General features: G+C 32.9%; 19 protein-coding genes. 12 read left to right on the top strand and 7 right to left on the bottom strand.

All coding sequences use genetic code 11. The annotated features are described in order from the left end of the window. Window positions 1-507 precede the first annotated feature (507 nt). The 5 genes from ACFSY7_RS12450 (at window position 508) to ACFSY7_RS12430 (ending at window position 8,638) form a co-directional block, all read left to right on the top strand. Window positions 508-1,665 (top strand): restriction endonuclease-related protein, encoded by a 1,158-nt coding sequence (locus ACFSY7_RS12450; RefSeq protein WP_380148068.1) that lies wholly within the window; start codon window positions 508-510, stop codon window positions 1,663-1,665. Then, window positions 1,655-4,627, top strand: coding sequence for a hypothetical protein (locus tag ACFSY7_RS12445; RefSeq protein WP_380148067.1), 2,973 nt, complete (start codon window positions 1,655-1,657; stop codon window positions 4,625-4,627). The genes ACFSY7_RS12450 and ACFSY7_RS12445 overlap by 11 nt, the downstream gene beginning before the upstream one ends. Continuing rightward, window positions 4,620-7,073, top strand: a complete 2,454-nt coding sequence (locus tag ACFSY7_RS12440) for a pPIWI_RE module domain-containing protein (RefSeq protein ID WP_380148066.1) — start codon at window positions 4,620-4,622, stop codon at window positions 7,071-7,073. Before ACFSY7_RS12445 ends, ACFSY7_RS12440 begins: the two co-directional genes overlap by 8 nt. A 93-nt stretch (window positions 7,074-7,166) precedes the next feature. Next, a complete protein-coding gene (locus ACFSY7_RS12435) occupies window positions 7,167-7,643 on the top strand; it encodes a hypothetical protein (protein WP_380148065.1) in 477 nt (158 codons plus the stop codon). An 86-nt stretch (window positions 7,644-7,729) separates the two neighbouring features. Further along, window positions 7,730-8,638: a DMT family transporter gene (locus ACFSY7_RS12430; RefSeq protein WP_380148064.1), complete on the top strand. Its 909-nt coding sequence runs from the start codon at window positions 7,730-7,732 to the stop codon at window positions 8,636-8,638. An 80-nt stretch (window positions 8,639-8,718) separates the two neighbouring features. On the opposite strand, the gene ACFSY7_RS12425 is transcribed toward ACFSY7_RS12430, so the two are convergent. The 3 genes from ACFSY7_RS12425 to ACFSY7_RS12415 form a co-directional block, all read right to left on the bottom strand. Then, on the bottom strand, window positions 8,719-8,871 hold the full coding sequence (locus ACFSY7_RS12425) for a hypothetical protein (protein ID WP_380148063.1): 153 nt from the start codon (window positions 8,869-8,871) through the stop codon (window positions 8,719-8,721). Between the two features lie 90 nt (window positions 8,872-8,961). Next, window positions 8,962-9,861 carry an NAD(P)/FAD-dependent oxidoreductase gene (locus ACFSY7_RS12420; RefSeq protein ID WP_380148062.1) on the bottom strand — a complete coding sequence of 300 codons (900 nt, stop codon included), beginning with the start codon at window positions 9,859-9,861 and terminating at the stop codon, window positions 8,962-8,964. 87 nt (window positions 9,862-9,948) lie between these two features. Next, window positions 9,949-10,335, bottom strand: coding sequence for an Rrf2 family transcriptional regulator (locus ACFSY7_RS12415; RefSeq protein ID WP_380148061.1), 387 nt, complete (start codon window positions 10,333-10,335; stop codon window positions 9,949-9,951). A 250-nt stretch (window positions 10,336-10,585) separates the two neighbouring features. Here ACFSY7_RS12415 and ACFSY7_RS12410 point away from each other — a divergent pair, with 250 nt between their 5' ends. From ACFSY7_RS12410 to ACFSY7_RS12385, 6 genes are all read left to right on the top strand, one after another. Then, window positions 10,586-10,831, top strand: a complete 246-nt coding sequence (locus ACFSY7_RS12410; RefSeq protein ID WP_380148060.1) for a hypothetical protein — start codon at window positions 10,586-10,588, stop codon at window positions 10,829-10,831. Between the two features lie 396 nt (window positions 10,832-11,227). Continuing rightward, window positions 11,228-11,791 carry a hypothetical protein gene (locus ACFSY7_RS12405; protein ID WP_380148059.1) on the top strand — a complete coding sequence of 188 codons (564 nt, stop codon included), beginning with the start codon at window positions 11,228-11,230 and terminating at the stop codon, window positions 11,789-11,791. A gap of 140 nt (window positions 11,792-11,931) precedes the next feature. Then, window positions 11,932-12,972 (top strand): hypothetical protein, encoded by a 1,041-nt coding sequence (locus ACFSY7_RS12400; RefSeq protein ID WP_380148058.1) that lies wholly within the window; start codon window positions 11,932-11,934, stop codon window positions 12,970-12,972. Beyond that, window positions 12,969-13,526 carry a hypothetical protein gene (locus ACFSY7_RS12395; RefSeq protein WP_380148057.1) on the top strand — a complete coding sequence of 186 codons (558 nt, stop codon included), beginning with the start codon at window positions 12,969-12,971 and terminating at the stop codon, window positions 13,524-13,526. The genes ACFSY7_RS12400 and ACFSY7_RS12395 overlap by 4 nt, the downstream gene beginning before the upstream one ends. Beyond that, on the top strand, window positions 13,527-14,147 hold the full coding sequence (locus tag ACFSY7_RS12390) for a hypothetical protein (RefSeq protein ID WP_380148056.1): 621 nt from the start codon (window positions 13,527-13,529) through the stop codon (window positions 14,145-14,147). A 30-nt stretch (window positions 14,148-14,177) separates the two neighbouring features. Continuing rightward, window positions 14,178-17,417 carry a DEAD/DEAH box helicase gene (locus ACFSY7_RS12385; RefSeq protein ID WP_380148055.1) on the top strand — a complete coding sequence of 1,080 codons (3,240 nt, stop codon included), beginning with the start codon at window positions 14,178-14,180 and terminating at the stop codon, window positions 17,415-17,417. 121 nt (window positions 17,418-17,538) lie between these two features. Here the strand turns inward: ACFSY7_RS12385 and ACFSY7_RS12380 are convergent, their stop codons facing one another. The 4 genes from ACFSY7_RS12380 to ACFSY7_RS12365 all read right to left on the bottom strand — a co-directional run bounded on the left by ACFSY7_RS12380 (window position 17,539) and on the right by ACFSY7_RS12365 (window position 19,384). Beyond that, complete coding sequence (locus ACFSY7_RS12380; RefSeq protein ID WP_380148054.1) at window positions 17,539-17,673, bottom strand: hypothetical protein; 135 nt, start codon at window positions 17,671-17,673, stop codon at window positions 17,539-17,541. After that, on the bottom strand, window positions 17,666-18,259 hold the full coding sequence (locus ACFSY7_RS12375; RefSeq protein WP_380148053.1) for an ImmA/IrrE family metallo-endopeptidase: 594 nt from the start codon (window positions 18,257-18,259) through the stop codon (window positions 17,666-17,668). The genes ACFSY7_RS12380 and ACFSY7_RS12375 overlap by 8 nt, the downstream gene beginning before the upstream one ends. 117 nt (window positions 18,260-18,376) lie before the next feature. Next, window positions 18,377-18,664 (bottom strand): helix-turn-helix domain-containing protein, encoded by a 288-nt coding sequence (locus tag ACFSY7_RS12370; RefSeq protein WP_380148052.1) that lies wholly within the window; start codon window positions 18,662-18,664, stop codon window positions 18,377-18,379. Window positions 18,665-19,135: 471 nt separating this feature from the next. Continuing rightward, window positions 19,136-19,384, bottom strand: a complete 249-nt coding sequence (locus ACFSY7_RS12365; RefSeq protein ID WP_380148051.1) for a hypothetical protein — start codon at window positions 19,382-19,384, stop codon at window positions 19,136-19,138. A 286-nt stretch (window positions 19,385-19,670) separates the two neighbouring features. On the opposite strand from ACFSY7_RS12365, the gene ACFSY7_RS12360 reads away from it, so the two are divergent. Further along, window positions 19,671-19,907: a hypothetical protein gene (locus tag ACFSY7_RS12360; protein WP_380148050.1), complete on the top strand. Its 237-nt coding sequence runs from the start codon at window positions 19,671-19,673 to the stop codon at window positions 19,905-19,907. The last annotated feature ends 84 nt before the right edge of the window (window positions 19,908-19,991 follow it).

The following is a 19,991-nucleotide window of genomic DNA, read 5'->3' as shown; positions in this document are numbered from 1 at the left end:
GTTGGAGATTCATATCGTTTAAAAGACCATTTAGCATCTGATGATGCGTGATTTTGTGCACCTTTAAGTAAGCGTTTATGTACATAGATTAGTTGACATTTATACCGCGTTTTTGCACAAAATTCGACTTTGCCGGGAATCATAAATAATAACTATTTTTCAAGATGTCGTGAAATAAAAGTTTAGTTGACAAGGTTATGCAATATTTCTAATAAAACTGTCGAGATTCATCGGCCAATCGTCTTTGATTGGCACATATTTTTAATTATGTCGTATCCAAAACCCGCTTCTTGAGGTGATGAGTGATTTGGTGAGGCTGATTTATTTAGAGCGTTAAAATTTGAAATATTCAGAAATTTTAATTATATTATAGATGTATGCGAATAATAACATAGGCTACTTAATCACAATATACTCAAGGACTATTTTTGTGTATATTTGTGATCTAAGAATGTAGGAATGCTTTGTGTTTAATTTCGCAAAGTATTTTTTTGTGAGGTGATTTTTTTGGAGAGGACATTTTATGAATTACTTACAGAGATAGCTTATGGACTAGTAGTAAAAGAAGAAACCTACAATAAAAATAGAGACAATGAATTCGGCTATTTCCAACAACCTGAATTAATTAGTGCTATTCAAAAGTTTGCTTTAATGATGTTGAAAATGAATATTTTGGATGAAAAAAGCATTCCTATTGCCCCTAAAAATGAAACTGATGCGCTGTTAAATTATTTTTCGTTACCTCTTGAAGAATGGCCCCCAACTGCAAATGAAAATTTTTATTTTCATTATGGATTTGATGCGGAAGATTTTTTAGTTTATATGTATAAGGATAATACAATGTTTTATACAACTGATTGGTGCCGTGAACTTGCCGATGAATGTAAAAAATATAATCAAAATACAATGCAAAATATGGTTTTTCAAGAAATGTTTAATACAGAACCACATCAATATGTATTTTTAAGAAAATTCATTGTTGAAAATCCATTAATTGGATTGAAAGAAAATAGGGATTTCTTGAAAATGGGCAAAGATATAGGATTAGATAATACCTTTTTGAAAAATTTCATAGATTTGGCCTACGAACCTTTCTCTTCAAATGTGATTGGGCAATGTGGTTATTGTGGTTGGACAGTCACTAAAGATAGAATTAAACTGCGTTGTATAGATTATAGATGCAGTGGAGAAACAGATGGATTTTTAAAAATGACTAAGTTAGCTATTGCAAATGACTTTGAAGATGCTAAAGCTCCTGTGTTACGTTTAAATGCTGGTGTAATGAAATATATATGTTTGCCTGGAAAAGATGAATTGGCCATACAAAAATTTTGTGATCCTGAGCATTCAAAAACGGAACTTTGGCCTGATAAAGACAGGTATGATTTGAAAATTGAAATCGCAGGTGAAATATTGGCTGTAGATGTTAAAAGTTTTAGGCATCCATATTCATTAAAATATAACATTGAACAAAAAGGAATTTTTAATAAGTTATATCCAAATGAAAAACCTTTCTTAATTATTCCAAATGATCGACTACGTAAAAATGGCTATATTGATATTGTTAAGCAAGCATTGCCGGTTTCTAAAGAAATTACCTGTATATCTATGAAGGAATTTGAGCATATGATTAAAAGAAAGGAAGCGAAAAAAGATGACCGCTAAATCATTTGTAGATAGTATTGTCAACAAAGTATTTGAAGTTCATCAATTAGGGGAGAATAAATTATCAAAAAAACAAGTATTACAAGCAATACGCTTGGAGGCCTTACTGTATTTTAATTATATTTGGAGTTATTCAGAAAAGATAAGTGAAATACACGCTTTGCTGCAAGGGTTACACAAGACAAATAAAGAAGAGTTGAATTCAATCCACTATAATTTAGATATGTTAGCAATAAATTTAAGCTACATCTCTAGTAAGAGTCAATTGTATAAAGCTGTAGAAAATTATAAATGTTTGGAGAATAATTTAAGACTTTTTGATTTAACAAATTTAAAGGAACTAAAGAAGGAAACAGATTTTATTGACGCACGCATAGAATTATATACCAGGATGTTTCAAGAAGAACAAACTTCTACTGTTTCTAATATTAAAACAATTACAGATATACCGTATGTAGAGCTAGATGGAAGGAAAATTTATATTAATGATTATAAATTACCAACGCAATCTCTAGTAGAACCAATAAAAAGAAAGTGTGACAGTATAACTGTAACGATTTCTGAGTTAAAAGAATCAGCATTAAAAATGGATATGTTATTGGAAGAAAATGCACCACACCTAAAGCAATCGTATTTTAAAAGAATGCACAATTTTAAACTTTTAGGGAAAGGAAACTCATTATATGAAACGTCTGAAATTACGATTAAAGAAGTTTGTCATATAATTGGTATGGTGGGAACAGGAAAATCAACGTTAATTCATGTATTAATTTATACATTGTCTCAAAAAAATTATCGTGTAATGTTGGTGTCAGAAACCGTAAAAGATGTTTTAAATAATGTTGAAATATTTCAAGCATTAGGAATTAATTCATCAGCTATCAATGGGGAGAAAAAGCAAGATCAACGCATTCAAAAAACTATTGAAGAGCAAGAAATGATATTGAAAGAAAATATTGCTACGCATTTAACCGGCAATTGTTATATAAGTCAATTATCTGAAGGTGAATATAATTCTTTAGGAACTTATGGTACAGAACCATGTTATAAATTGAAATACGAAAATAAAAAAATATTGTGTCCCTTTTATTCTATTTGTCCAAGAAAGCAAGATGTTCGTAATTTACTAGAGGCATCTGCAGTTTTCACCAACACATATAGCCTTATGTATAATTTTACTGGAATAATAAAAAACCGTGGGCGACTATTGTTATTGGAATATGCTATTGATTATATTGACCTAGTAATATTCGACGAAGCAGATTCTGTGCAAGAAACTTTAGATAAATTAACAAATGAATCTGATTATGTAGAAAAAATTTTAAAAGAAAATTCATCTTATATTTTAAATTATACTACCAAAAGTATTTCCACAGGAGATATGGATATTTATAGGGATGCCATTGTTCAATTTATAACTGTATTAACAGGATTATCGGAATTAAAAACGTTAATAAAGAAAAAAACCATTTTAACACAATTTGAACGAATAAATGAGGGGCAGTGGTTTTCTTTAAATATTTTGATTTCGAACGCGCCTTTTTTATCTCCAGAGTTAAAAGAAATGTTACAAGAGCGATCTAAAGATTTATTAAATGTTGCAGAAGTATATACGGGAGAGAAAAGACGAATAGCAGAAAGTTACAAAAAAATCTTTAAAAAGTATAATGTGAAAAAAGAACATTATTTAGCAGTACAGTTTTTATTAGCTTTAGCAATCACAGAAAAATATTTGTTATCTTTACAATACGAATTAGAAGAAATGCAAGAAGATTTATTTAAGGACAGTAGTATCATAAATATATTCCGAAAAATGAATGGGGAACTCGCAAAATTATTGCCTAAAGCTCCTGCGGGAAATCGCTTTGGATTTTTATATGATTCTGAAGAAAATTCTCTTCAAATCTTCAAACAACAAGCAATTGGGCGTAGTGCGATGATTGACATGCCTTATTTGAAAATTGATAAAACGGGAAAGCCACAAGGTCCTAATGTATTATTACTTTCAGGTTCTAGTTATTCTCCAGGTAGTAATACACATCATATTGCTCGTCCTGTGAATTATTTGTTAGATGCTCTTGATGATGTGAAATTATTTATTAGTAAATCAAAAATTATTCACGTAGCGACAAATATTCGAGTATCAGGTAATTTAAAGAAAAAAGAAGCGCTCCTTAAATTATGTGAATCACAAAAGCATTTATTTTTAGAAGCCTATCAAGCGCAGGGTCGATCACTTATCATTGTGAATAATTATGAACAAGCCTATATTGTTCAAAAGAAATTAAAAGAGTTATTAGGAGTAAAAGTATCTCGTTTAATTCGAGATGCTGATGTGGAAACAGAAAATACCGTTCAAAGAAGTAAATTAAATTCATCAAAAAATTTAAATTATAAAATTTTAGTTGCACCAGCTACAGCAATATCTCGAGGTTTTAATATTGTGAATGAAGAAGGACATTCGCTGTTTAACAAGATGTTCTTCTTTGTACGCCCTATGTCAAAACCAAGAGAGATTGGAAATGTTGTTTCGATTGTGAATGGTGTTGTGACAGAGCGTAGAATGTATCAAAATGACGGACAAGAGGCGACTAAAATGTTTGAAAATTTAGTGAAATGCCAAAAAGAAGCGTATATTACTTGGAATAAAATTTTAAGATATAGCTACGGGATTGAACATACAAGTGAGTTAGAAAAAACAAATATTGTTGTATCGCGCTTAATTTTATTAATGCAATTGATGGGACGATTACTAAGAGTTACAGATGTTCAAGCTACTCCACCAACTATTTATTTATTAGATGCTGCATTCAAGAGCAAAACAAATGTTCAATTTGATTTGCTAAAAGAAATAGAAACTTATTTAGAAGAGGAATTTACCTATCAAAAAGACGGCGAACTTATGGAGAAACTATATATGCCATTTTTAGCGGGCCTAAAGAAAGGACGAGAACATGTCTGAAGAAATCACATTACAAGCGTACAAATTACAAGCGGATTTAACAATGCCGGTTTATTATTATGAGTATCCTAAACAATGGACTGAAAGTTTTAAAGTCGTTAGCATGGCTTTAAAGAGTGATAAAAAATATTTACCCTTTAAAAAAATTGCTCAATTTTTATATACATGGAATCCGAATATTATGTATGTAAATGATTTATCAAACTCCTATAGAGATACTACATGGATTATATCTAGTAAACCGATTGATACATCGCTAATAATTACAATTTTTCAAAACTGTTTAGAAATCACAGTATCAAAAATCAAGAGCAGTTTTGCTAAAGAGCATTTTGAAGAATGGGCCAATAATTTAGAGGATGTTTCAGAAGTAGAAGTTGATAAAAAAGAGATTCCTTTGACGACAAAGGAAGGATATATTCATGAGAATGGTTTAGCTTTCGAAATTTTACCGCGCTATATTTATAGTCAATTAAATAATAACCCGTTGATTTTAAATGGTGAAGTAATAAGATTTATTCCAACAGAAAAAGGGATGCTTTCTTATCCTAATAGTCTTTGTTATCAAACAAAGACAAAAAGGGTTTATTATTCTATTCGTTTAACTGTAACGATTCAAACGACGCCGCATCACCGAGTACCGATGCTTCAATTTAAATTTAATATTACAAGGTGGATGGATTATAAAGTCCCGTTGAAAAATTGGAACAGTGCGAATACAACCGTTTATGCTGCAATTGGAAATCGACTTGCGCGGTTAGAAATTATGAAAAATAAGAATGAAATACAATGGGAACCATTACTAAAAACTATGTATGAGACCACATATATAAATAAACCTTTACCAGATGTAGAGGAACTTATTAAAGAACCTAAAAAATTTGCGGATTTTTTCGTGGCGCATCGTTTAGAATTTGGGAAAATAGCAGTCGGTTCTGGAGAAAGTATGCGTGATCGCTATTTATTAAACGATTGGATTTCAAATGAATTAACAAATATAATAGAAAAATATCCAATACCGTTGCGTGAAAAGAGCATTATTGGTCAAAATAAAAGAGCTTCAATTATACAAAATTACCAGAATGTTGATACAATTCATGAAGTTCTTCGCAATTCCACAGGGGTAAATTCTATTCATTTTAAGATTTATTACATGGGAGCTCAACAAGAATTGTTAGAAAAAATTAAAAGACAATTTAAAGAGCGGCTAGGAGTTTCTGAAGGTGAATTACAAAGTAAGCATCTTCGTATTACAGTGACATATGAACAACAAAATGAATTGTTGACAAAATTAGATGTGACTAAAAAAATGGAGAAACAACGTCATGAAGAAAGAATTTATCAAATTCAAAATAAATTACCTACTGTAACAGAATTGACTGCTTGTCTTATACTGTTGCCTTATACAGATGACAAAGGGGTACCTTATTATAAAAACCTTGAAGATCCAAAAAAAGCAATTCGCGCAGGAATGGCAACTACAGGACGATTAACACAGTTTTTAGATAGTACAAATCCATTAGAAATCGAACAACGTATTGAAATAGCTTTATTAGATTTGATTCGACAATTAGGATATGTAGATCCGTTTGAAACAAAAAAATATAAAAATATTAACTATAATACAATGGTATCTGCTATGCATATTATAAATTTTAAACGTACACCTTATGGAAATACTAAACCTACTATGGTTTATTTAATTCGTAAACCAAATCAAGGGCCTATTATGGTAGAATGTCCAGCGTTGTGGAATGGACAGAAATACTATTGGGAAGCTTGTTTAGCTTTTCAAGAAGTAGCTACTATAGATGGCTACTTGAAATTTAATCCGGATCGTGTAATAGGTGATATAAAAAATAAACTTTATGAATTAAGCTATATAAAAAATCAGCCACATTTATTGTTACTCATTGGTGATGGAGTAACACGTAAACAATGGCCTTTTTTAACTGATAAAACTTTGTCCACAATAAAAAAGAAGGAGAAATATACATTAGAATCTATATGGTTTGAAAAAGGAAAAGAAAATGAAAAATTAATTTTACAACCAGATAATCAACTTAGAATTATTCGAGTTCGAGTTAATAATGAAGTTCCTCACTACTTAAATCCTGTAAAAGAGAGTGGGGATTATAAATCTAAAACAGGTTTGTTTAGTTTAGAACATGTTTATTATAGTTTGGCTGAACGACCTAATGATATAGCATATAAAAATGCTTTATATAAAAGTAATAGTAAGTTATTAGCTGAAAATGTTAGAAGAGAGTTTAAATTTTCTAATTTAGTAGAGCTATATCCTATTCATTTAAATGAAGAAGACAATCCAGATGAATGGGTATCTTTAACACATAATTATCGAAACTTCGCACATCAATATAAGGGAAGTTATAAATTGCCATTTTTACTGCATTTAGCTTCTAGGTTAGAAGAATATATTTATTAAAATAATTTTATTTTTTATAAAAAACAACAATACTATTTAAAAGCACTTTTTTTTATTAATGATGATAAAATATTATTAGAAAGAGGTGTTGGTATGGAGTGGACAGTAGAGGGATATAAAGCATCATTACATGAACAATTTTCTCAATATTCAGCTGAAATAATCGAAGGATTTAAAAAGGTGAAGCAGGAAAGCTATTCTGAGGATGTGTCATTGCTACAGGTGATGGCTTTTATTGGCGAGCCTACAATCGATATGCAATTGTTTTTCATGGCAGATATGTTTGATGAAGCGGGTACAGAATCATTAGATTTCTTAGAGGATGCACTGCTTGATAAATGGCTTGATGTGTATGGCTATGGTGAGGATTCAGAAGTATATGAAGAATTCTACGAAGAAAATGAGCTTGAGGATGTATTGATTGCAGAGCTTGGGCAATGGATAAAGGCTTGCTTTGATGAAGCAAATGGTTCAGACATTCGCTATCCAATTTATTTCGGAGTGCATGATGGTCCATATATGCTTGATTTGCATACGAATGAGTGGATAAATCCAGATGAGGACGAATAAATAGTAAAAGGAGTTACAGAATTTATTCTGTAACCCCTTTTTTTATTAGGGAAAATGGGAAGAGACATATAAAAGGAGGGCGTGAGATGTTTGCTCTGGCAATGGCAATCGGTGTAATTATGGCAATTCAGTCAGCGGTAAATGCACAACTTCGTATATATGTGGGCTCGGCATATGTAACATCCTGGGTATCGTTTACGGTGGCACTTCCTTTTCTCATCATAATGACGTATGTTACAGGTGCATCACTCGGATTTCCGCTTACTCTTTTTGAAACAGAGCCTTTATATATATGGATAGGTGGCCTATGTGGTGCCGTGGCATTGATGTCAAATGTGCTTTTATTTCCGGTGCTGGGGAGTGTGCAAACGGCAATCTTACCGATTGTTGGCATGACAATAATGGGAATGCTTATTGATCATAATGGTTGGTTTCAAGTACCACATTATGCTTTTGGATGGGCTCGATTCGCCGGATTACTACTCGTTTTAACTGGTGTTGTGCTTGTCGTTTATCGAAAAAAAGCAGTAGTAGTTTTGACAAATAGACAATGGCTTTGGCGCTTATTAGGCATTGTAGGTGGTCTACTACTAGCGATACAGGTAGCCGTTAATGGACGTTTAAGTACGGTACTTCATTCCGCACCGCATGCAGCGTTCATTTCCTTTTTTGTCGGTATGCTGATGCTTGCTTGTATCGTTGTCGTGACGAAACATTCATTTCGTCAAGTGCTCACCCCATTTCGTGAAAAAGCGCCGTGGTGGATTTTCCTCGGAGGGATTTTAGGTGGAACCTTTGTACTGGCGAATGCCTATTTAGCAGGAGTTTTAGGGACAGGACAAACTGTTGTATTTGCGCTTTTTGGACAAATGACTGCGAGTGTAATCGTACAGCAATTTGGCCTTTTTCATTCAGAAAAAAATCGCGTACGCCTAATGCAAATAATGGGTTTAGTCATCATTATCGTTGGCATCGCGATGATTCAATTATTATGAATTAATTTGTTAATAAATTAACTAATTAATTATTCGTCTCTTAAAAGGATTGCGCACAGCAATTCTTTTTTTATGAACGATTAATTTAAAATAATACGTTGTTCTGTTTCAGCATCAAAGAAATGAACCTTATCCATATTAACGTCTAGCTGAAGGGGGTGTCCAGCTTGAATATTACGATTGGCATCTACTTTGGCGATAAATGTTTGGTTATTTAACTGGGCATAAAGCATAATTTCGAGAGCATAAAATATTTTGTGTATATGAAGTGACTTCATAAATTAAACGCCAAATGATAAATTCACTTGGCGTTTAATTTATTTTTATCTATTGTTCGTCTGATCTAATACAATTGCAATTGCTGCTTTATAACCTTCAGCTGCTGCCATAATCAGTGATGATGGTTCAATTTTAGCGGTTTCTCCCGCTACATAAACACCCTTTTGTGAGGTACGTCCTGATTCATCAGCTACAATTTCTCCAAGCTCATTCATCTCACATTTAAGCTGTTCTGCAAAGTCATTTTTACGAATAAATTTCGTATCTACAAACCCACCTGCACGTTCGATTTGCTGTCCTGAAAGAAATTGAATGGCTTGTAATTGGCCATCTTCACCAATTAACTGCTTAATCGGCTCCATGCTGATTTCTATGCCATATGCTGTTAATGTATTTAATGCTTCTTTTGAAAATTCATGCCCATTTGTAGCAATTAATAAATTATTTGTCCAATTTTGAATCAATTTACCCTTCATTAACGCGTGTGCCTCATCTTCAACGATAAAAACAAGTGGCTGGTGACTGTTTTCATAGCCATCACAAAATGGACAGCTAAATAAGCTTTTTCCGTAATAGCTATAAATATTAGTGATTGCTGGGAATTCTTCTTGTACCCCTGTTGCGATTAAAATTGTTTCTGTTAAAAACGTAGATTCTGTCGTTTCTACTTTAAACGTGTCATCATCTTGGCGAGTAATACACGTAACGGTTTGCTCCTCATACTGCACGGTCGGATATTTTAATACATCTTCAAGTGACAATTTCTTGAAACTAGCTGGTGCAATACCATCACGTGTTAAAAAGCCATGTGATTCTTGTGTGACACGATTTCGATTTTGCTGATTATCAAATAGCATCACTTTTTTATGGGAACGTCCTAATACTAAACTTGCATTTAAACCAGCAGCGCCAGCTCCTATGACTACGCAATTGAATTTTTCCATTGTAACTCCACCTTTTCATTTGAAGATTTAAAAGACTTATAATGTCTATGATTAAGTCAAAAATAATAATGGATTAAATATCCATTATTATTTCTTCACTAATGCCACAATTTTGTGTTCTCTTAGTTCTTGCTCAAGCTTTTCTTCTGCCATTAGCATAACATTCTTGATTTCGCAATCTTCATGTTGATATAAGCAATCTTCAAAAATAGATGCTTTACCTTCAATGGCTTGGATAATATCTAAAAATGATAGCTCTTCCCAATGAATAGTAAGTGTATAACCACCATTTACGCCTGAAATTGATCTAACAATGCCCTCTTTGGCGAGTTTCGTTAAGATTTTGGATAAATACGTCGGTGAAACCGATTGTGTTTCAGCGAGTTGCTTTACACCAATGGGGTGCTCTAGTGATTCTTGTGCCATATAAACGACTGTATGGAGAGCATAATTCGTCGCTTTAGAATACTTCATGCTTTTTACACCTCAATCAAGGATATTGTGTGTCTATAATATCATAAATTAAAATGAGTATCTACTACAAATCCTCATATACTTTTTATTTAATAGTTCAATTTATGAAAGCAAGAAAAAGTGTTATCGGTCTTTACAAAATTAGAGAGATTTTGTTTTAAAAATACATTTTTGATATAATTATATAAGTATATCTCCGGGTGCCACAAAAATATAGTAAGAGTGAGAAAAAATTTAGGGAAAGAATTGTATGAACAAACGTGGAACAGGCGTTACTTTTATAGCAATTGCCGCATTTTTATTTTCAGCGAAATATATAAGTGCAGCTATCTTCGGTTCAAATGTACCAATTTGGGATGAAGATTTATTTAACGCAATTTTAGAATATGTTGGCAATCCTTTAAACATATGTAGTGTTCTTGCATTATTAATCGGGTTAGCATACATAATTTGGGCAGAATATGAAGAGTTTATGATGAAAAAGCAAAAAAATTAATTCCTATACAAAAAAAGCCACGAATCATTGTTAAATCAATGATTCGTGGCTTTTTTAGTGCAGCACTAGGTATTTTTCGAACGGGGTTTTCTGTAACATTTGCAAATACAGGGCATTTAATTTTCTATAAGCGTTAGAAGTTGTCTAAAAGTGTTGTCATACCATTTATAGCTTAAATTTATCATGTTTTATTTTCTCGTATATTGCTAAGATATATAGAATGATATTTTGTGTCTATATAAACGATTGGAATTTGGTGATCAATTAATATAATAACATGATAAAATTCCTTTTATTTCCATATTAGATATGGAAAAATTAAAAATATTAAACTGGTACAGAGTTTAATAGTAAATATAAATAATTAATTACTAGTTTGAAAGTGAGGATAATGTTATGTCATTAAAAAACTTCTTAGGAGATTTAGCGAAAAAAGCAATTGAACAAGCACCTAATTTAATAGCTAAAGCAACTTCTGCCGCAACTGAGGAAGCTTCTAAAAGACAAGCAAAATTAGATAGACATTCATCTGTTAAAGGAAATAGTAGTAATATGAGTAATGAACCGAGGTTCGGAGGGTGTACATTAGATGAATGGGATAGAAGATGGATTACGATAGGGAAGCTTGAAGAGTTAACAGTTGAAAAGTTACAACCTTACAACAAATCAATCGGTCTATATAAAGCCATGGAAAACGGAAAAGTTAAATATATTGGAAGGGCCATTGAATATAATAACGGTGGCTTCCGAAAAAGATTACGAGATTATGTTAGACCAAGTAATAGCGGTCGTACACATCAATCTGGTCAAAGTATGAATGCGAATGCAAAAAATCTAGTTATTTCTGTTTTAATTGTTGGCAACTCTGCTGCTCAAGTTGAAACAGTAAAGCAACTCGAAACAGCAATGATTCAACACTATGAGCGTGTTTCTGAAATGTGGAATGTACAAAAAAATTAACAAAGATAACAAATTTAGAGAGAAAATATAAACAATGTATCACCATTTTAGGCTCTATTTATTTACTAATAAATATGCAAATGAAAACATTTAATTTTTTTGATTGATGAATCTAAATGTTGAAGAAAGGTAAGGCATATATGAATCAAATTGATCCAACTATTACGATTAGTATACCTATAAAACCAGCTTCCTTTAAGCTTACCTCTAGCAGATTAAAAAAATTAGAAGCATTTACAAAATTTGTTTTTTGTATGATAGCAGATGGGCATACGCAGCAAGAAATTCAACATGTGACGATGCTACAGGAACATTTAGTGTTAGAAGAGATTCACCGTTTAATAGAATGGGGACTTTTAGATGAATACGCTATATTAACACCGATAGGAACTTCTTATAAAAATCTTATTGATGTTATTGATTATTTCAATGCGCAACAGTTAACATATTATATTGATTTGTTCGGTGGAAAAGTTTTAGCAAATTGCCCTCTGCTAAAAGAGAAGGAGCAAGGCACGAAACTCAAAAGTAAAGTTACTTGGGTACAAACAACAAATCCTAACTATAATGATGCAGACGTTGTATTTCGTAAACATCATTTGTTCACGTGCTCTAAAGCGAATCAATTATCTAAAGAAGAAATTTCATCACTTGAAGTTCATCTGGATATAACGAATGAAAAAACTTATTTTTTCATAAAACAATACGCGTCATTAGAAGCTCTTCACTACACGCGTGAGAAGGATGCAAACACAGATATCGTTTTTCAACTGAATATCCCAAGTATTGCAGTCACCTTTTCTCATCAACAGCTTATTTATCATAACGCTGTATTAAGTACGTTAGAACAGCTACAAATTTACGACCAACAATTATTGTCAGAAAAATCCTTACAATTATTAGCTCTACAACAATATTATAAAGAGGAATTGAAACCACAAGAACGCGTTTATCATTGGTTACCTTTTGAACAGCAATTCCAATTAGGAGCAATAAATGAAAAAATTTCAGACAAACATTTATTTAAAATCCAAGCGATGTACATGCCGCCTAGCGAGCGTTTAATAAACACACAATTTAATGGCTTACAGCACAACTTCTTTGCTACGACGGTATTAGAAGAATGCGCACCATATATAGTGTATGCTTCTTCAGATCAATTATTGGAGGAATTTGAATGACGAGAACAGCATTGCGATTGTTAGGACATATGGCATCGCGCTCAAAAAACATTCTGATCGGTGTTCAAAAACGAAATTTATTCGATGTCACACTTCAAACAGGCGTAAATTTAATTGAAATGACGGGCAGTATTATCACCTATAATGAAACAGTGAAACAGACGGCTTATCTCGAACAAACGATTGAATTAGAAAAAGAGATCATTCGAAAAACTTATGCGAAAAAACGTGAAGCAATGGATGATGAAATCGCGCAGCAAAATGAAAAAATTCTTCTTAAGCTTCAAAAAGTGACACAACATCTCAATCATGAATTAGAAAGCTATAAACAACAATTTGAAACGATGTTAATGAAGCATGAGCAAACAGCCGAGGAGCAATTACAGCAAAAAGAGATGGTTCGTAAAATGCTGGAAAGTTATAACATTAGTTTACAACTTTGTAAACAAGCGATTCAACAAACGATTGCTGATACTAAAAAACAAGAGGCATTTAATGAAAATTACCGTCTCATTAATAAGGACGTATGTAAACTAATAGAGGAGTCGATTTAAATGGGATTAAATATTAACAAAGCAAAACAAAAATTAAACAGTGCGAAAAAGCCTGCACAAAAAGTAGAAGATACATTAGAACATTTAAACGCACGCCATTCACATCAAATGGATTACATTAACTCAGCCGTTACAGTCATTAATTCCATTACAGATTTAACAAATAAAATTTATGCCTCAAAGCAAGAAACGAAGCAGAGTCAGATTGCAGCTGATTTACGTCAAAATGAATTACAACATGATTTAGACAAGCTCATTATAGAATTAGATTATAAACGTGATGAACTTACGACAGAAGTGGAAAAAATACGTATTGAAAAGCAACAAGAAGCGCGACAATTAGACCATGTATTCCAAACCGTACGTGAAAAAGAAATTACGAAACGGTTGAAAAATGAACAGGAGCATAAAGAGCGTATGATGGTACTTGCTACGCAAAAACAAATATTCGATTTAATTGCCAATGCTTACGAAAAGCATGCGCATTTATATTTTAGTGGAGATTTATCAGCAGGTTTTGTAGAAGTGAGCAAACAAATGCAAGCGTGTATTTCAACGATTAATACTGCTTTACAAACACCGGCAAATACACATTATATTGATATACCGTCAGAAAGGTAGGACTTTCAAATGCCTATACCATTTATCCCTATGTTATTAGGAGTTGCCGCTGTTGGTATTAGTAGTGCCGCTGTAAGCTTTTTATTCGGAGAATTGACCGAGGAGGAGAAGCGAAAGCAAGAACAAATGCGGAAGGAAGCCGAACAGTTCAAAAATGAACAAGCTGAATTAGCACGTCAATATTGTTCGGATCCGATATTAAACGCTGAACAACTACAGAGAGAATTACAACAGCAATACGATGAAAATCAACGTGCACAGTATGAGACGTTTACGAAACGCTATAAAAATATGACATTCGCACATATGAAAGAAGCAGAAAATATTCGTGAGCAAATTAGAGAAGCCCGTAATCGCATGAATGATGTGATCAAAAAAGAAAAAACAATATTGAGGAAAGAAGCACTCAATTACTTATTCCGTGAGCTTCAAGTCGGTTTTGAAAAGGCAGAAGCCTATGTGTCTTATTTAAAAGGACATAGCGCAATGATTTCTAAGTATCAATATGAATTAGATGCTGAAGATTTCCTATTTGAATTTAGACTGCCAGAGCATTACCCGTACGTTGGAAAAATCATTTATGTCCAAAAAGAAGCATTCAACGACGCATATTTAGAACAATCATTAAACAAATACACATCTTATACAATGCATGTCGTAGATGAGGAAGAGCGTCATGAGTTGCCAGATAATGCAAATATTCCGCTATTTATTGAAAATTATGTGAAAAAAGAAGGATTATATGAGGCTTCTATCGGTAAAGGTATGTTTAGTCTTGTTGCGCTACAGCAATCTAAAGTTGGTGTACAAGCGACCGTAGCAGCTTATACAGAGCGTGGACACATTGAAATGTCGTATAAAGGTGTACCACTGTCTATGCGTATAAATGATTTAAAAAATCCTCTCAAAGTGCCGCTTATTGATAGTACAGTACGAGTTTATCCTATTTCTTGGCATGGTTTATTAAGAAATAAAGTATATGTTAGTGAAAAGTATGAAGACAGTTTGCGTGCATTTCAATTTACTACGCTACCTATTGTTTTTGATGAAGTTGGTGCCGACGAATTTATCAACTATTATGAGAAGCAAAATCAAGACTGTTCTTCTGAAGAATGGAAAATTGGACCGATTGAAGAAAGTTTTTTAAAATTGCAATTAAGTGATTTTTTAATATTTCGTGTTGAAATGATACAGACAGAAAAACCTTATTTGCGCTTTGACAGATTACTTCCTTTATCCGATGCATTTAAAGTGGATGATATTTTCCTTGTAATGGATGCCGAATTTGAACTCGTTGTTGATTCGGAAATGCATTTATTAAATGAGGAAAGCTTTCAAAATATGTACGACTTAAATACGATGATTGTAAAAGAAATTCAAATTCAAGAGCAACTGAAAAACAGTAAAGAAGGACTCCAGTTTTTCGGTAAATGGGCGGAAGTTACTGAACAGCTTATTCATTATTTATCAAAAGGGAGCACAATTAGCTGTCAACTAGGGGGAGGGCAAGTAAGTGTTAAACAATTGCCGCTCGGTAAATTGTTCAAACATAGTTATGACATTTTAAATCCAGATGAAATTATTCAAGCTTTAAATGAGCAGTTGAGCAATGAGAGACCACAGTTTTTTATTGATAAACAGCTCAAAGTAGAATTTGATGAGACAAATAGTCATCTTATTTACTATAGTAATAACAGAGAGCTTACATTCGCGCATCAAACAGTGACAGTGTATGAAAAAAATTACTGTTATCCTGAACAGCAACAACTATTAGCATTAGAATCATTCCGTGAAGGTACGCTTGTCAACGCGAAACTACAACCATTTATTTTAAACGGAAAAAATGTAGAATCAGAGACAGTGCCACTGCCATTACTTACATTTAAAAATAAAGGGTTGCTTACAAATCCTTCTCAAAAATATGCAGTAGAGCTCGGTTTAAAAGAGCAAAATATCGCATTAGTGCAAGGACCTCCAGGAACAGGGAAAACAACGGTGATTCGTGAGCTGATTCATCAGCATTTGAAGCTTTCTCCGAACATGCGTATTTTAATCGTCTCGCAAGCAAATGTAGCGATTGATAATGTGCTTAAAGGATTAGATGAGCAGCTAACGGCACAAATGATTCGCTGTGGTAACGTTGATAAAATTGATGAGGCATTGCAGCCAATTAGTTTTGATGAAAAATATGCTACCTATACGAAGCTACTTGATGAAAGTGAAGTTGCAGAAAATTTATCACCATATGCAAAACAATGGCAACAAATTGTTTCTAACGATGACCGCTCACAAGCCCCCATCATCGGTGAAATTTTCGTAAGGAACCATAAAATTGTTGGTGCCACTTGTCTTGGTTTAATGCAACGGAAAATCGGGCTAAATCGCGTCATATTTGACTTAGTCATTATCGATGAAGCTGGAAAGGCATTGCCGGCTGAGCTTTTAATCCCAATTAATCGTGCGAAAAAATGCATTATTATCGGTGATCATAAGCAACTTCCTCCTGTTATTAATCCAGCGCTGTATGACGCAGAAAAAGTTGAGCTTGTAGAGGCAGAATATTGCCAAAATGATTTGTTTACAACAAGTCTATTTAAACGACTATATGAAACTTTACCAGAAACAAATAAAACGATGTTAAACACTCAATATCGAATGCCTGCTATTATTGGCAATATGATTAGTAAGTTTTTTTACGATGGGCAATTAATTAGTCATGAAAGCACTCATCAACGTAAAACAAAGTACTTTGATCACCATTTAAACTTATTAAATATGGATAATGATTTTACTTATCAAGAGCAAAAAATAAATCAAACAATCACGAATGAAAGAGAAGCAGAAATCGTCGTTCAATTGGTTGAGGAAATTCGTAAAACATTACCAATTAACGAAAAAATCGCCGTTATTTGTCCTTATAAAGGGCAAAATCGCTTCATTCGAAATATGTTTCGCCAACAAGGAATTGATATTTATGAACAAAACATTAGTGTCAATACAATTGATGCTTATCAAGGTGATGAAGCAGAAATCGTCCTTTATTGTATGACTCGTGCGAAAAGAAAAACAGCCTATTTCTCAGATGAAGCGAGGTTAAATGTAGCTTTTTCACGTGTTAAAAATGATTTGCTCGTTATTGGTTCGTTAAATTATTTGAAAAAATATGGCGATGCTCATATAGTTTCTAAAATTGCACAATACATCGAAACTCACGGTAAAACTTACACATATGAACAATTAATGCAAAAAGCAGTAGTAGAAAATATTTAAAAAAGCAGGCGTTTATGTTTAATTTCATAAATGCCTGCTTTTCGTATGATTGATTGTCAATGTACTTATTTAACCTTTTTTATATGAGCTAGGGTTTTAGTTTGATAATTAACATTGGTACTTAAAATACCATTTGATGAATAGAAACCTCTTCATACAGCGCATCAATCCAGTCGAAAATAGTATCGTGTTGATACATATCTGCATGTAAAAGAATATTCGTGTCTATAAATACTTTCCCTTGGCGTTTATTCATTCGTGATACCCTGTTGTCGAAGTTTTTCGCTAACATTTGGTGCAAAGCTTGCAAGTTTATTACTTGCTGTTAAAGGATTTAAACCATTCTCTACGTGTAGTAACACTTGCTTTTCATAGGCATGAAATTGTGTAGTATGAATCGCTAAATCAAGTGGCGACTCTGGTAAAGCATAGTGTTCGCGTAATTGTTGCCACTTTTCCTCGGGATGAGATACTTTAATTGATTCCCCAACTTCAATAATTCGGCGCTCAACTGTCTTATAAGGAGCAGCAGATAAATCTGCAATCGTAAGTACAGCCTGTTCCTCATTCCACTTTGATTTAAAGCGTTTCCATAAAGACTTTACAAGTGGCTTTGGTAACATTAAACATGTTGCAAAACGGTCTGCGGCGCGTTCATAATCAAAACTTTCCTTTTGCATTTGGCTTGTTTCTGAAAGATGCCAAAGCTCATGTGCTGCAGTAAAGTAGCGTGTTCTCAAAGGATGATGTGTATTTAATACTACAAATTTATCGCCTGATTGATGTGTAACAGCTGCACCAAAAAAAGCACCATCTTCGATATTTTTATAGACTAAATGCACTTCTTCACTTAAAATTCGTTCAATTTGAAAACCTAAAAATAGATCATAACCATAAACATCGTCTAAAAAAGAAGCAGCAAAGGCTTCAGCAGTTTTTTCAGCTTGTTCACGTGCATTCTAGTCCGCCTGCTTCATTGTTACATAATCTTCAATCGCAAAAAGAACTGCTTCAAAAGTGCGCTTCGATTGGCGATTTGTTAGTTCACCCCTAAAAACAATTTCTAAGGGGTCATTTGTTTCGTTCACTTGGATTAAACCATTTACTTCTGTACCCAAAGCTTTTGCAATTATTATTAAACGTTCTGGCTTCATGACACGTTCACCTGATAACATATGACCAATCAAAGATTTACTAATACCTGTATCATTACTCAAATCTTGATAAGATTTTCCTTGTTCCTGCAATAAACCTTTAATACAGGTTTAATACCTGTGCATTTGATTTTATACTATCCCTCAGTCGTCTACATATATTATACAACTTTTTGTAGACGTCTACAATTTTGTATGACTAATACCAATTTCTCTTTTGTATGCGTTATATTAAAATTATTTTGATTTAAGTAATAAGTACTGAAATAAATAAAGGGGAGTGAAAACTATGAATGGACACTATTTAGCACAGGGAATCACAGCCACAAAGTGTGAAAAATTGCGGTTCGAAGCTTGAATGATGCAAAATGTATGGAGTATTACGAAAATAACATCAGCGATAAACGCGTTAGGTGGGTGACTTCTCGCGAACAAATTTATCGAAAAGGTTTCTCTTGCTCTTGATGGTGAAGTTAAAAATGGCAACTTGTTTGGAAGAAGAGCATGTTCAATAATTAAAGTTAGAAAATAGATTTTTTATAATTCTATTTCCATTTGATCTTCTCATTTACCTGTTACTAGATTTAATGCGTTGACTTCATCTGTAAATCTAAAATAAATAGACAAAGGCAATGTAACCTGAGCTTTGTCAAAACATTTTTTTACCCAGTCACTAACTTCTTTCATCGTAACTTCTTCTAAATCATTATCATCAAAAAAATCAGCAAATTTTTCAAATTGATCTGCTGTATCAAATTCTTTATATAATCTAAAAGAATCAACTAAATAACCACCATCACTCACTGTATTCACTATCTTCACTAACCCGATCAACTTCATTGAACATATCTTCATTAAGGAGTACGTATTTACATGCGTACTCATTTTTTTATACGGCGAATTATACATTATTCAACGCCTGTACGTACGAAAATAGGGAAGGAATTCGACGAACGTTTTGTTAAGGGGTCCTGTTTCAGTTTTTTTGAAATTATAATTGCTAGATAGGTGCTATTTATCGTCTTTTATAGGTATTAAGAATTTAAAATTCTTTTAATTTGAGTAATAAGTGCTAAAATAAATAGGAGGAGTGACAACTATGAATGGACACTATTTAGCACAGGGAATCACAGCCGCAACGGGGGACGAATTGCGGTTAATTTATGCACTTGTATGTGAAACGGAATTAAAGAGTTTAATAATGGCCAAAGCGCAAGACTTGTTTAATAAAGAGGTCGATCACTTTGAAAAGAGCTTAAATGAGGCGATTAAAAGATTAAAAAAACGTTTGGATACGGAGCTGCAGCTGGAATTATTTTTACATGACGAATTGTAATATTAAGTGCACCACTCAAAATAAATAAAAAAAGACCCATTCAATATGAGCCTGTATAATTAAAGTTCCTACACCAAAATCAAC

The sequence above is a fragment of the Kurthia populi genome (assembly GCF_042686175.1).
Classification (GTDB): Bacteria; Bacillota; Bacilli; order Bacillales_A; family Planococcaceae; genus Kurthia; species Kurthia populi.
The sequence above is the reverse complement of the archived record's forward strand: the minus strand, read 5'-3'. Positions and strand labels throughout refer to the sequence as shown.